General features: G+C 67.3%; 13 protein-coding genes. 6 read left to right on the forward strand and 7 right to left on the reverse strand.

From position 1 onward, the window contains the following. Nucleotide 1: 1 nt before the first annotated feature. From NKG98_RS01535 to NKG98_RS01550, 4 genes are all read right to left on the reverse strand, one after another. A complete protein-coding gene (locus NKG98_RS01535) occupies nt 2–928 on the reverse strand; it encodes a phosphoribosyltransferase HisG-related protein (RefSeq protein WP_254767987.1) in 927 nt (308 codons plus the stop codon). Nucleotides 929–988: 60 nt separating this feature from the next. Beyond that, nucleotides 989–2,452: a putative sodium/potassium/calcium exchanger gene (locus NKG98_RS01540; RefSeq protein WP_254767988.1), complete on the reverse strand. Its 1,464-nt coding sequence runs from the start codon at nt 2,450–2,452 to the stop codon at nt 989–991. A 56-nt stretch (nt 2,453–2,508) separates the two neighbouring features. Then, nucleotides 2,509–3,342: an MBL fold metallo-hydrolase gene (locus NKG98_RS01545; protein ID WP_254767989.1), complete on the reverse strand. Its 834-nt coding sequence runs from the start codon at nt 3,340–3,342 to the stop codon at nt 2,509–2,511. Nucleotides 3,343–3,575: 233 nt separating this feature from the next. Continuing rightward, nucleotides 3,576–4,394, reverse strand: a complete 819-nt coding sequence (locus NKG98_RS01550) for a DUF4397 domain-containing protein (protein WP_254767990.1) — start codon at nt 4,392–4,394, stop codon at nt 3,576–3,578. A 627-nt stretch (nt 4,395–5,021) separates the two neighbouring features. Here NKG98_RS01550 and NKG98_RS01555 point away from each other — a divergent pair. Beyond that, nucleotides 5,022–6,461 (forward strand): cryptochrome/photolyase family protein, encoded by a 1,440-nt coding sequence (locus tag NKG98_RS01555; protein WP_254769509.1) that lies wholly within the window; start codon nt 5,022–5,024, stop codon nt 6,459–6,461. Between the two features lie 590 nt (nt 6,462–7,051). On the opposite strand, the gene NKG98_RS01560 is transcribed toward NKG98_RS01555, so the two are convergent. Next, the gene (locus tag NKG98_RS01560) at nt 7,052–8,215 is read right to left on the reverse strand and encodes a DUF7344 domain-containing protein (RefSeq protein WP_425504374.1); all 1,164 of its coding nucleotides are present in this window, start codon (nt 8,213–8,215) and stop codon (nt 7,052–7,054) included. A 201-nt stretch (nt 8,216–8,416) separates the two neighbouring features. Then, nucleotides 8,417–9,466 (reverse strand): diphthamide biosynthesis enzyme Dph2, encoded by a 1,050-nt coding sequence (gene dph2, locus NKG98_RS01565; RefSeq protein ID WP_254767992.1) that lies wholly within the window; start codon nt 9,464–9,466, stop codon nt 8,417–8,419. A gap of 213 nt (nt 9,467–9,679) precedes the next feature. On the opposite strand from dph2, the gene NKG98_RS01570 reads away from it, so the two are divergent. From NKG98_RS01570 to NKG98_RS01580, 3 genes are all read left to right on the forward strand, one after another. Continuing rightward, complete coding sequence (locus NKG98_RS01570) at nt 9,680–10,054, forward strand: YlbF/YmcA family competence regulator (RefSeq protein ID WP_254767993.1); 375 nt, start codon at nt 9,680–9,682, stop codon at nt 10,052–10,054. A 94-nt stretch (nt 10,055–10,148) separates the two neighbouring features. Next, the gene (locus tag NKG98_RS01575) at nt 10,149–11,066 is read left to right on the forward strand and encodes a cell division protein CdpA domain-containing protein (protein ID WP_254767994.1); all 918 of its coding nucleotides are present in this window, start codon (nt 10,149–10,151) and stop codon (nt 11,064–11,066) included. A gap of 96 nt (nt 11,067–11,162) precedes the next feature. Beyond that, entirely contained in the window at nt 11,163–12,185 is a 1,023-nt protein-coding gene (locus NKG98_RS01580) for a disk-shape morphogenesis protein volactin (RefSeq protein ID WP_254767995.1), read from the forward strand. A gap of 52 nt (nt 12,186–12,237) precedes the next feature. Here the strand turns inward: NKG98_RS01580 and NKG98_RS01585 are convergent, their stop codons facing one another. Beyond that, entirely contained in the window at nt 12,238–12,408 is a 171-nt protein-coding gene (locus NKG98_RS01585; protein ID WP_254767996.1) for a zf-TFIIB domain-containing protein, read from the reverse strand. 169 nt (nt 12,409–12,577) lie between these two features. On the opposite strand from NKG98_RS01585, the gene NKG98_RS01590 reads away from it, so the two are divergent. Next, nucleotides 12,578–12,979: a DUF7961 family protein gene (locus NKG98_RS01590; RefSeq protein ID WP_254767997.1), complete on the forward strand. Its 402-nt coding sequence runs from the start codon at nt 12,578–12,580 to the stop codon at nt 12,977–12,979. A gap of 10 nt (nt 12,980–12,989) precedes the next feature. Further along, on the forward strand, nt 12,990–13,628 hold the full coding sequence (locus NKG98_RS01595; RefSeq protein ID WP_254767998.1) for an METTL5 family protein: 639 nt from the start codon (nt 12,990–12,992) through the stop codon (nt 13,626–13,628). Nucleotides 13,629–13,651 lie beyond the last annotated feature (23 nt).

The following is a 13,651-nucleotide window of genomic DNA, read 5'->3' on the forward strand; positions in this document are numbered from 1 at the left end:
CTCAGACCGCGAGTTCGGTCTCCGTCTCCCGCTCGACACCCGTCAGCAGCGAGCGAACCGCCCGCACCGCGTCCGTAACCTCGGCCGCGTTCTCCATGAGGACCGTCTCGCTCGGGAAGAGCCGCTCGCCGAGCGACAGGCCGTGCTGGCGTGCCGTCGAGCCCGTCACGGTCAGGTAGACGCCGAGCCCCGTCTCGGCGATCGCGGCCTCCTCCTCGCGGTCGCCGGACGGATACCGGAACTCGACGTCCGCCAGCGCGTCCGTCCCGACGACCGCCTGGACGAGTCGCTCGTACCGCGGGGCGATACACAGCGGCCCCGCGTACTCCGTCACGAACGAGCGGTCGAGTCCGCCGGCGTTCGGGGCGACCTCCGGGGTCGCCATCAGCGTGTGGTAGACCGTGTCGCCGAGACCGGAGACGACGCGGACGTCCGTGTCGGTCGGGTCGATCCGGGCGTTCACGTCGGCGATCCGGTCGAGCGGCTCCGGGCGCAGTTCGACGACCTCCTCTAAGACGAGGTCGGCGCTGTCGAACCCGAGGGCGAACTCGTGGGTGCGCAGCGCCCGGAACGGCTCGTCCCGGCCGACAAGCTGGATCGCCGTCCCGTTCGGGACGCCGTCGACGCCGTCGAGCGGGAGAGTCACGCTGTCGAAGACGATCCGCCGGGGTTTCCCGTCGCGGTCGTCCCGGAGCAGCGTGTACTCCGGCGCCGTCGGCTCGTCGACGTCGCTGTAGGTCGCGAGACGATGGTAGACGTCGCCGTCGGTCGGGTCGACGGCGCCTTTGGTGACCGCCTTCTCGTGTCGGAGCGTCGAGGTGACGTCGTCCGCGAGCCCCGCGAGGTGCAGGCGCCGTGCCAGTAGCTCGAACACCGATTCGAGCGGGCGCCCCTTGCGCGGAATCGCGACCGGAATCGTCTCGCCCATCGACGAAGCGTCCGATTCCGAGGGGTAAACGAGTTGCGTTTCGACCGGATACTTGCGATATCAGCCCGAGAACATCGAGCCGAGCTGGTCGCGCCACTCGGCGATGTCCGTGACCGTCTCGCTGACCTCCTCGAGTTCCTCCTCGACGTCGTCGAGGTCCGCTTTGACGTCTTCGAGGGCGGCCTCGACGTCCTCGACGTCTTCGTCGAGGTCGGACAGGTCGCCGTCGAGGTCGCTCACCCAGTCGGTGACCTCCTCGACCTCGCCGTTTACGTCCGCGAGCTCCTCCTCGACGTCCTCGACGGCGGCGGCGGTCTCGTCGAGGCGCTCCTCGAACGAGTCGAGGTCGGCCTCGAACTCCTCGATCAGCTGCTTGCCGGTCCCCTCCTCGTCGAGGAACTCCTCGAGGGCGTCGGCGTACGCGGCGACGTCCTCGACGCGCGACCGGAGGTGGTCGATCTTCGCGACGTCGGTTGCCCCCGGGCCAGCCTCGACGTCGAGTTGCTCGCGGATGACCTCGCGGTCGCCCTCGTCGACCGCGCCCTCGCGGAGTTCCTCGGCGAGTGCGGCCGCGACGGACTCGACGGCGGGGGCCGGTTCGGCCCCGGCCGTCTGGTCGGCCTCGCCGCCACCTTCGGTCTCGGAGTCGCCGGCGTCGGATTCCGCGGCCTCGTCGGTCCCGGACGCGTCGAGCCCCGACTCGTCTTCGTCCTCGGCGAGTTCGAGCGACGGCTCGTCCTCCTCGTCGGCAGCGCCGTCCGCGTCGCCGGACCCCTCCTCGTCGACCGACGCCGCGGCCGCTTCGAGGTCGATCTCGATCTCCGGGCCGTCGTCGTCCCCGGCGTCGTCGGCGTCGTCGGCGTCGTCCTCGTCGAAGCCGAGGTCGATGTCGGGGGTGTCGTCGGCGTCGTCCGCCTCCGTCTCGACCGGATCGGGGTCGGCGTCCTCGAGGTCGAGTTTCAGTTCGAGTCCCTCGTCTTCCTCGTCGGCCGTCGACGCGGTACTCTCGTCCTCGGCTTCGTCCTCGTCGTCGAGCCCCGGGACGGTGTCGGACTCGCCGGCGATCATGTCCTTGACGACCTGCGTCCGGTCGTCGTCGATGATGTCGTCGATCATCGTGTCGTCGACCGTCTCGGCGTCGGTGGCCGACCCCCCCTCGACGTCGATTTCGGTGATCCGTGGCTCGGCGAGAAACTCCTCGACGTCGTCGTCGTCGTCGATGCGGATCCCGTAGACGGTCACGAGCGACTCGCCGGGGTCGACCGTCCCGGTGAACTCGAGGTGGTTGTCCTGGAAGGCGGTCCAGTCCTCGCTGTGGTACTCGGGGTGAAAGCCGACCCCGTCCATCGGAAAGGAGGAGGGGATCCGTTCGGAGAGACGAAACGTCACGCGATCGTCGTGTTCGGACTCGATCTCGAAGCGGATCGCCGGGACGGGAAACTCGTCCGGCGCGAAGCGTTTGCGGACGATCAACCCGTCGTCGCTGACCTCTATCACGTCCTGTGCGTCGGCGGCGTTACTCATGGCGAGAAGGTTACTCCACCACTACCTTAAAGGAAACGGGCAAATCGGCGGCGGGCTCAGAGGTCGACGCGGTCGCCGATCTCGACGAGTTCGAGCCGGCGGGGGTGGGCGAAGCTCTTCGCGTGGTGGTGGAGCACCTTCGGGTCGGCGGTCAGCCCGCGCCACATGTCCCAGTGGCTCGGCAGCAGGCGGTCGAGGCGCAGCGCCTCGGCGGCCTCGACGATCTGGTTCTCGTCGTTGTACCACTTCGTCCGTACCGGCTCGCCGGTCTCCTTGTCCGGGACGGTGCCGACGGTGCCGAACGCGAGGATGCCGAGGTCGACGTCGTACTCCTCGCCGATCCGGTCGAACTCCTCGGACGGCTTGGTGTCGCCGCCGTGGAAGACCGTGCCGGCCTCGTGCTCGAACACGTAGCTGACCGGGTGGGTCGCGTCCGGATCGTGGGCGTCCTCGACGTGGAGGGTGAACTCGCCGATTTCGATGGTCTCGCCCTCCGTGACTTCCTCGAACTGTTCCCCGGAGACGTCCCACTCGTCGGTCCACGACTCCTCCTCGCGGGCGACCGCGAGGCTGTCGTCCGGGGCGTAGAACGTCGCCCCCGCGTTCGCGAGGATCGGCGCCTGACTCGGCCCGTGGACGTGGTCGGTGTGCTCGTGGGTCGCGAGCACGGCGTCGGCCTCGACGACGTCCTCGGGGTCGAACGGGACGGGGATCATCCGGACGGTCCGCGGCGGGTCCCCGAGGCCGACGTAGGGGTCGACGAACAGCGTCGTCCCCTCGCTCCCCTTGAGGACGAAGCCGTTGCAGCCGAGATACCAGACCGCGACCCCGTCGGGGTCGGCCGCCTCGACGTCGCGTACTAGCCAGTCGCCCCAGTCGCTGGTTGCCATGTTCGGAGGTTTCGAGGCGGGTGCGTAAGTGTTGTCGTTTCGGCGAAGAGGAGAGGGGCGATCGACTCCGTTGAGACTCACAGTGGTCGATACAAACGGCGTGCTGGAACCAGCGCGCGAGTACAACCGAACCGAAGAAACGTATCGCGGTTGCTCATACGGTCGACTGTACCTGCGTGAAACCACTCACTACCCCATGGCAGCGAGAATTTCCACGCAGGGAGCCACCAGTATCACGTAGATTTCTTGTCCTCTTTCTTCTCCTTTTCGGGCTCTTTCTCGGGTTCGTCTTCTTTCGGCTTCTCTTCGTCCGGGAGGGAATCCTCCGTGAGGAGGATCTCGAACGGCTCATCGGCGGGTGCTCGCTCCGGCTCGAGGTAGCCGATCGCGAACGCGGAGTAGACGGTCCCTCCGGCGAGGGAGACGTCGATCTCGAAGACGCTGGTCTCTCGGTCACCCGCAGGATAGATGGCGAGCGTATACTCGCCTTCCGGGACTTCGGTGTAGCCGGATTCGCCGAACGCGACGTTCTCGAACAGCGCGTCCCCGTTTTTACCGGCGACGACGTCCACCGCAGGCGCGTCGGGTGAGGCGTGGAGGGCGCGAACGCGAGCGACACCCGGATCGACCGGGCTGTTGTCGTCCTCGAGTAGCAGCGCCTGCAGGGGCTGGTTTTCGGCGGCCACTTCGCCGATCACCGCGAAGGTGGAGTCTACGTCGACGATCTCGATGGTCTCCTTGAGCACTGCTGCGGACGGGTCTTCACCGGCGGGGACGACCTGAACCGTGTACGTTCCAGAGTCGAGATCGCGGTAGGGGGTGACCGTCCCGTACGGGATGTCCTCGCGGACCCGCTCTCCGTCGACGTAGACGTCGATGTTTGGTGCGTCGGGTGAGAGGTGTGCACTTCGAGTCCGGACGCGGGCATCGGTCGACTGGTCGTTCGTTTCGTGGTCACTCGAGGCGGCCGTGGTACTTCCGACGCCACTGACCACCACGAGGCCACCGCCGATCTGTATAACTCGCCGTCTGCTCACGCTATCTCTAGTCATTCACTTGTCATGAACGGCGATATCGGTAATAGTGCTACCACTTGCAGACGAAGGCCGGTACAGTTCCGGGGCTCGATCCCCGACGCGTTGGGCCTTTCGAGCGAACCACCCGGTATACCCGACGAGCGAGGTCCCGTGACCGGATCGATCACTCACCGGCGTCCGGTCTCTCGAACTGGATGTCGCCTCGATTGCTCCCCCACACCCGTCGTATGCTCCGTCTCTTGCACGCACGTTCTATCAACTGCATAGATCGAGCGAAACGTGCGAGAGACACAGCGGACTACTCCGAACTGACGGGCGAGGCCCGTGATCACGCTCCCGGTACGGATAGCCGATCGAGAACCCGGAGACGATCATCCGGCTACTACTATCGTCGCGTCATGAAATTATTCTCGAGTCTCGTCGCCGTATTATATGGCACGCTGGCGTGAGAGCGTGTGAGTCGGTCCCAACTGCTGCCGTGGGCTGCTCGGAGAGACACGAGCTATGAGCAACGAGCCACCCCATACGACTGCGGAACCGGACTCCGAATCGATGCGAGCAACGCGACGCACCGCACTCCGCGGGGCGGGCCTCGCCGGAATGTTCGCGATGGGCGGCGCCAGCGCCCGCCAGGAGTCCGGTGTGCGACTCCACTGGCATCGCCGCGACCTTCGCGTGACCGACAACCCGGCGCTGGCGGGCGACGACCGCCTCCTCCCGGTGTTCGTCCACGACCCCGAGATACTCGCCTACGGCGCGCCGCCCGTGGTGGCGTTCCTGCTCGATGCGCTCGACTCGTTGCGCGAGCAGTACCGCGAGCGCGGCGGCGAACTGCTCCTCGCCCGCGGCGACCCGAGCGCGGTGCTTCCCGACCTCGCCGCGGCCTGCGACGCCGATGCGGTCACCTGGAACCGCGACTACTCCGGGCTGGCGAGCGAACGCGACCGCACGGTCGCGGCGGCGCTCGCCGACGCCGGCGTCAGCGTCGACGTCGAGCAGTTCGGCGGCACTCTCCTCCACGAACCGGAGACCATCACGACGGACGACGGGAGCCACCACTCCGTCTTCTCGAATTTCTGGCAGGAGTGGCGCGACCGGGAGAAGGCCGCCCCCGTCGCCACGCCGGTTCGCGGTGACGTCGTCGACCCCCGCGACAGCCTCGACGAGGAGTGGCTCGGCGAGACCGCCGAGACCGCCGGCGCGCTCCCGTCACTCGCCGATCTGGGCTTCGACGAACCCGAAGCCGACGTGCAGCCAGCGGGCACCGACGCCGCCCACGACCTGCTCGCCGACTTCCGCGAGGACACGATCTACCGCTACGAGGACGACCGCGAGTACCCCGCCCGGGAGTCGACCTCGCGCCTCTCGCCGCACCTGAAGTTCGGGACGGTCGGCGTCCGGACGGTCTGGGAAGCCACCGAGGACGCGGCGGCCGCCGCCGGCGACGAGGACGCCCGGGAGTCGGTCGAGACGTTCCGGCGACGGCTCGCCTGGCGGGAGTTCTACGCGCACGTCCTCGACGCGCGTCCCGACGTAGTGACCGAGAACTACCGCGAGTATCCGAACGAAATCCAGTGGCGCGACGACCCCGAGAGCCTCCGGGCGTGGAAGGACGGCGAGACGGGATATCCGCTCGTCGACGCCGGGATGCGGCAGTTGCGTGCCGAGGCGTGGGTTCACAATCGCGTCCGGATGGTGGCCGCCTCGTTTCTCACGAAGGACCTGCTGATCGACTGGCGCGAGGGCTACGACTGGTATCGCCGAAAGCTTGTGGATCACGACACCGCCCACGCCGCCGGCGGCTGGCAGTGGGCCGCCTCGACGGGAACGAACGCCCAGCCGTACTTCCGCTTCCTCGACCCCGTGGCCCAGTCGGAGGAGTACGATCCGGACGGCGAGTACGTCAGGGAACACGTCCCCGAACTCCGGGACGCCCCGACCGACGCCATCCACGAGTGGCCCACGCTGGACGACGAGACACGCGCCGCCATTGCGCCCGACTACCCCGCTCCAGTCGTCGACTACGGCGAGTACCACGAGCGCGCAATCGAGGCGTTCGAGGCCGCGCGCGGCGACGGCTGACGGGACACGCGAGAAGGGACGCCGTCAGGACCACGAGGACACGGCGGGGCTGGTTCCGTGGGCGGGGATATCGAAGCGACGAAACTCCAACGCCGGGCCGGACATAACGGAACGGCCTTGTTGAAACCCGCTATCGACGATGGATCGTAGCGACCGTGCTGAATACAGGGCGCGTATGTTGAATCAGTTATCTGTGAGTGGAACGAGGAATCCGAATATGCACAGCCCTCTCCACTTCCTTTGGAACACCCGAATCCTCGGGGGATACCTCCGATTTCGGATTGCTCTCTTTGTAGCTGGTGTGTTAGCAGCGGGAGGTACAGTTGTCGCCCTCGAAATCGGTGGTGTGGCCGGTATCCTGACTCTCTCGGGATTGGTTTTCGTCACTCTCGGTGCGCTTGCTGTCGCCTTCAGATTCCGCTGAACTCAGCCTCTCTATTCGGCACCCCGTTTTGACAGAATTTGAGTAGAACACTCGGCCGCTGCCGAGTCGAAGGCGCGAATGCGGCACAACCCGAGTCGGTCAACGAATAGTGGCGATCGTCCAGTACAGACGGGAAATCGAACGGAAACGGGACGCCGCGTCGGGATTACAGCGACAGCATCGAGAGGAAGTCCTCGCTCTGGGCGTCGAGGTGGTCCAGCCGCGAGCCGAGCATCTCGCGCAGCAGGACGACGAGCCCGTTGTTCGCGCCCTCGCCGACGATGGCGGTCTCGTCGTACTCGTCGTCCCCGCGGGCACGCCCGAGGGTGCCGACGAGCGCGGCCTCGCGGTCGGCGAGGACGAGCCGGCCGATCGCGTCGCGCTCCGGCGGGAGGTTGAGCCAGTCCAACTGGGGCTCCCAGATGACCGCCTCGGGCAGCCGCTCGCGGACGACCTCGCGGACCGTCGGGTCGCGGGTGCCGAGGGAGACGTCGACGCCCCGGTCGATCGCGTCCTCGAGGCGGGCGAAACAGCCCTCCTCGAGCAGCCCGGTCGTCGTGATCATGAGGAACAGTTCCTCGTCGGCGCGCTCGAAGAGCGACTGTCCGTGGGCGACGATGTTCTCGCGGCCCTCGACGGCTCGGACGCCGCTCTCGCGGGAGTCGCGCTCGGATTCGGGCCGGAGCCAGCGGGCGCGAAGCGCCGGGTGCCCCTCGTAGGAGAGCCGGTCGGCCTCGTCGGCCGTCACGAGCCCCGCCTCGCGCAGCAGCGGGAGGTGCGAGTGGACGAGCGAGACGCGGACGCGGTCGACGGCCGCCCCCGAGACGACCCGTTCCGGTTCGCCCGCCTCGCGGGCGGCCACGTCGCGCGCGAGGGTATCGAGGCGGATCGGGTGGCGCTGCTCGCTGAGGACTGCCAGCGTCGTCCGCCGGCGCTCGTCCGCCAGCGCACGGAAGAGGGCGTCGAGGTCGTCGTCGGCGGGGCCGCCGGCCGGGACCTCGTCGAGCCCCAGTTCGCCGACGCCGGGGTGGTCGGTCGCGCGGACGGCGTCCGCCTCGCGGTCGTACTCGATCAGGCCGGCATCGGCCATCGCCGGGAGGTGGCGGTGCCGGAGCTCCGTCAACTGTCGGCGGTGCTCCGCGTCCGTCACCGAAAGCAGGGATTTCTCGCCCGCGCGCGCCGCCAAGTGCGCCGCGAGGTCCGAAACCGAGGTCGCGGAGCTGCGCCCGTCGAGCAGCTCCAGCGTATATCGCCTATTACCGCCGGCGTAACAACGAAAGAGCTCGTTTCGGGACCACTCGGGTTCCCGTCCGGTTTGTCGGGTAGTCATCGACCGGGTATCGGTCCCTCGGGGGAATAAGCGACACCCCAAGGTATTTTGGAATTGGGGCCAGTTAGGAACACATTTCACGACTTTCAGCAGGATTTGTACGTACGTTGCAGGACAATAGTACGATATTGCGGGTGAATTTCGATCCGGAGTGACGGTCGCGATCGCTGAAACGGACCGGCTGCGGCCGTCGCGGGCCGGTCACCAGGTGCCGTGGAAGGTGTCGAACGAGAGTTCGTCGAGGGGCTCGTTCCCCACTGCGATCTCGTACTCGCCGGGGGTGAGCATCGGCTTGTGGAACCGCGGGCCGTCGTCGGTCGTGATCCGCGGACAGCCAGTGTTGACGAAGGCGTCGAAGTCGAAGTTCCGGAGGCGGTCGGGGGTCACCTCGTCCATCGTGATCAGGTAGGCGTCGTCGTTGTCGTCGAGGATGTCCTGGGCGACCTCCCAGCGGCCCTGCCCGATCTTCGTACAGAAGATGACGCCCCACGTCTCGGCGTCCATCGCGCGGTGGACGGCGGCGTAGCGCTGTTTCATGAACGTCTCCGTGTCGGCCGCGGTGACGACGTTGTTGACCGGGTCGGCGATGACGACGTGCTTGTCGGGGTGTTCCATCGCCAGTCCGAGCGGGTGGAACTTCCCGCCGCCGACGTAGAGCACCTGATCGGCCGGGACGTCCGCGCTCGCGTAGTTACAGCCGAGCACCTGTCCCTCGTGGGTCAGGCGCTCGTCGCCGCGGCGACTGTGGACCTCGTAGCCCCGCTCTTCGAGGAACTCGCCCATCTCCTCGTAGCGGTTCATGTGCTGGGCGGTCGTCACGAGGCCGACTTCGGGGGTCTCCTCGGGGGACTCGAGCGTGTCGAGGGCCTCCTCCATGATCGGCGTCACGTCGACGTTCGAGAAGAGGGGGACGTAGATGATCTTCTCCGACTCTTTCATCGGCGAGTGGCCGAAGTGGACGAAGACGTCGGTCCGGCGCATCAGGTAGGTGTCGAGGTCGCAGGCGCCGTAACAGGGCTGGCCCGAGATGAGGAAGGTGACGTCGTCGTCGACGAGTTCGCGGAGGTCGTCGGCGACTCTCGGGCCGCGGCGTTTCAACCCCTCGGGGAACTGCAGGCCGACGTTCGTCGCGTCGCGCTCCTCGATCGCCTCGACGATCCGATCGAGTTCGTAGTCCCACTCGCGGTCGTGTTTCAGCCGCATCCCGGTGTTTCGGAGGTCGCCCTCGCTGTACTCCGACTCCTGACTCATTGCCCGTCGTAACGGCCACGGACGTATAACGCCGACGCTTCGGTCACGGCGGCGCCGTGCCGGCGGATCGTCGCGGAGTCGGCGGGCAGCAAACGGTCGCGAACGGTACGAACGGCGCGAACGCGCCGAACCGTTCGGCGTACGGTCACGTTTCCGCCGCTACGAGCCGATTACCGGCGGTACGTTGAAACCGCGGACGCCCGTACCGCGGCCATGAGCGTCGAGCGAAGCCGCCCCGACGAACTGGCCCGACGACTCGGCGAGGCGATCGCGGACCTGCCCGAGTACGAGGCGTTCGAGTCGGCGCGAGCGGCGGTCGCCGACTCCGAGCACGCACAGGCGAAGATCGACGAGTTCGAGCGCCGACGCCGGGAGTTCGCCCTCGCCCGGCAGGCGGGGTCGGCGACCCGGGAGGACCTCGAGACCCTGCGGGAGACCCAGGAGGAACTGCACGCGATACCGGTGATGCGCGAGTACCTCGAGGCGAAAGCCGACCTCGCGGGGCGTCTCGAAGAACTCAACGAGGCCATCTCCGGGCCGCTCGCCGTCGACTTCGGCGGCGAGGCGGGCGGTTGCTGTCACGACTGAGCGGTTCGGCCCGCCGTCGGAGTTAATTCGTCGCGATTCGGCGGCTATTTTTTCGACCCAACAGTCATGGTGCTGGAATCGAAAGGGGCTCTCAATGCCAGCAGAAGGGTCTACGGACGGGTACCTGTTCGACCTCTACCGCCGGTACATCGGCGAACCCGACGGTCGGACGGACGTGTACCTCGGCTTCGGGCTGTTCCTCGGCGGTATCGGCCTGGCGATCGTCGCGCTGTCGCTGTTCCTGTGGGGAAGCACGTTCGAGGCGCGGACGCCGGCGTACTTCGCGTGGATCGAACCGGCCTACGCGCTCGGGATGCTCTCGCTGCCCGCGGTGATGCTCGGCATCGTCGTCCTCCTGCCGGCCGAGCGTCGGGTGCGCTACGCATCGATCGGCGGTGCGGCGGTCGCGGTGGCGGCGGTCGTCGGCTTCCTTCAGCTCTATCCGTACAACTGGAATTTCTACGAGAGCGGCGAGGCAGCGTTCAGCACCGTCCACGTCGTCGCGACGTACGCCGTCGGTCTGGCGAGTCTCACCGCCTCGACCGGCGCCGCGCTGATCGCCCACTACCTCGACATGGCGCGGACGGTCGAGGAACTCGAGGCCGCCGACGAGGCGGACGAGGAACGCTACTCCGACGAGGAGATCCGCGAGGACATCGACGCCGCGATGGAGGAGGTCGAACTCTCGTGGGGCGGCGTCGAGAAGAACGACAACAAGCGGCTGAGTTTCACCGACCACGAGTTCGAGAGCGTCGACGTCGACGTCGAGGCCAAGACCACCCGGTCGTCGGGCGTCGACGAGCAGGTCGCCGGCCTCAAGGGGCTCAAAGGCGGCGAGACGAAGACGACCACGTCGAGTTCGACCGTCGACGACCAGACCCGGAAACTGAAGGAACTCAGAGAACAGCGGCGGGCGGAGGAGACGGCCGACGACGGCGGCGCGCTGGCGTCGGTCCGCCGACCGTTCGCGGGGCTGGTCGAACGGCTTCGACGGCTGGGTCGCGGAAATTGAATCGCCGGTTCGATATAAATACAGCCCTCTTCTCCACTGTTTTCTGATTCAACCAATTCACATAGATTTATAATCCGTCAGACGCCTTGGCCAACCATGGCCAAGGGCCTAGACGTTGGGACGATGAACATCCTGTCGGCACAGCAGGATGGTAACGACACGGTGTTCGTGCAGCAGCGAAACTCCTTCGTGGAGATCGAGTACTCCGACATGGCCGAGCAGATGCTCTCGCGGAGCGAGGTCCTCCACATCCGCAAGGACGACAAGGTGTACGTCGTGGGGGACGACGCCCTGAACTTCGCGAACATCTTCAACAAGGAGACGCGCCGGCCGATGTCTCAGGGGATCCTCTCCTCGGACGAGAAGAGCGCGATTCCGATGATGAAACTCATCATCGAGCAGGTCGTCGGCGAGCCCTCCTATCCGGACGAGAAACTCTACTTCTCTACGCCCGCGGACCCGATCGACTCCGATCTCTCGACGCTGTACCACCAGAAGACGATCGAGTCGTTCCTCAACGACATGGGGTACGACGCCGAACCGATCAACGAGGGGATGGCCGTCATCTACTCCGAACTCGCGGACAACAACTTCACCGGCCTCGGCATCTCCTTCGGCGCGGGCATGACGAACGTCTGTCTGGCCTACTACGCGGTGCCCGTGATGAAGTTCTCGGTCGCCCGCGGCGGCGACTGGATCGACGAGCAGGCCGCCCGCGCGACCGGCACGCCCGTCGACAAGGTGACCTCGATCAAGGAGGACGACTTCGAACTCGACTTCACGACCGACGTCGGCGGCGTCGAAGGGGCCCTCTCTATCTACTACGAGAACCTGCTGGACTACGTCATCGAGAACATCGTCACGGAGGTCGACGACGAGGACGTCGAGGAGGGTCTGGACGTGCCCGTCGTCGTCACCGGCGGCACTTCGAGTCCCAGCGGCTTCGAGGCGCTGTTCCGCGATCACCTCGAGGACGCGAACATCCCGTTCTCGATCAGCGGCGTCAGCCACGCCACCGAACCCCTCTACAGCGTCGCCCGCGGTGGCCTCGTCGCCGCCCGCTCCGACGAGGACGTCGACCACGACGACGAACCGGAAGCCGAAGCGACCGCCGAGTAACCCTCCCTCGCTCCCGCCCGCTCGGATCGACGTTTCGACGGCGGAGGCCCCCTCAGTTCTCGTAGAACCGGTTGATCGCGTCCCGCCACGACTCGGCGTCCTCGGGTTCGCTCTCGTGGTCGACCGGCACGTTCGCGTACCCACAGCGGTTACACGCGACCGTCTCGACGTCGCCCAGCGAGAGCCGTTCGAGCGGGGCCTGACACCGTGGGCAAACCTCCATGTGCGTACCTATCAGTCGATCCAGTTAATTCTATACGATAGTTTTCACCGCCGACGGATACCGCGTTCCGGCCCGTCGCAGTCCCCGGGTTCCGGCCCCGACGCCCGCCCCGGAATTACTATTGCGCATTTACCAAAGTTTTTGTATGCGGCCCATGTATGCAGTTTCGATGAGCGCAACCTCGCCCGCCGACGTGGACCGGACGATCGAACGCTGTCGACCCGCGGACGTCACCCCCGTGCGACTCGACGCCGACGCCCTCGAGTCGACCGCACCCGAGTACCTGCGCGACCTGAAACGCGAGTTGAACCGCAACGGCCTGTTCCCCGCCGACCTCACGGTCGCGGCCCGCTTCGACGAGGACTGCTCGCTTGACACCCAGCGCGAGGCCGACCGCGTCCGCGGCTACGTCCGCGCGGGCGCGTTCCTCGGCGTCGGGACGGTGACCGTCTCCGTCGAGGAGGTCGCCGACCCCGAGAAGGTCCGGCCCGCCCTCGCGGCCTGCGCCGAGCGCGCCGACCGCGAGGGACTGGCGCTCGAACTCGACGGACCCATTAGCCTCGAGGGCTGACGGCCACCCGATGCCCTCGCGGCGCGCGGTCGCCCGCCGACTCGAATCCGTCGCGGACTTCGCGGAGCCGTCGCCGGCGCTCGAACAGTACCTCACGCCGCCCGAAATCGCCGCTCACGTCGCCCACCTCGCCGACCTGCAGGGCGACCTGCGCTCGCGGACCGTCGTCGACCTCGGGACGGGCACGGGGATGCTGGCCATCGCCGCGGCCTGTTTCGATCCCGGCCGCGTCGTCGGCGTCGACGTCGACCCCGACGCGCTGGCGCTCGCCCGCGACAACGCCGCGGCCGTCTTCGGCGACCCCCCGGCCGCCGACGCCCTCCAGTGGGTGCGCGGCGACGCCGCTCGCTCCCCCATTTGCGCCCCCGACGCGACCGTCCTCTCGAACCCCCCGTTCGGCGCCCAGCGCGGGAACCGCCACGCCGACCGCGCGTTCCTCGAGACGGCCAGCGAGGTCGGCGCCGTCTCGTACACGATCCACAACGAGGGGAGCCGCGAGTTCGTCGAGGCCTTCGCCGCCGACGCCGGCGGCACCGTCACCCACGCCTTCCGGGCGGCGTTCCCCATCGAGCACCGGTTCGACTTCCACGAGGCCGAGTCGCGCGAACTCGCGGCCGAAGTGTTCCGGATCGAGTGGGAGCGATCGTAGCTCCCGACGGTTCGAGATCGCGA

It is taken from the genome of Salinilacihabitans rarus (assembly GCF_024296665.1).
Taxonomy (GTDB): Archaea; Halobacteriota; Halobacteria; order Halobacteriales; family Natrialbaceae; genus Salinilacihabitans; species Salinilacihabitans rarus.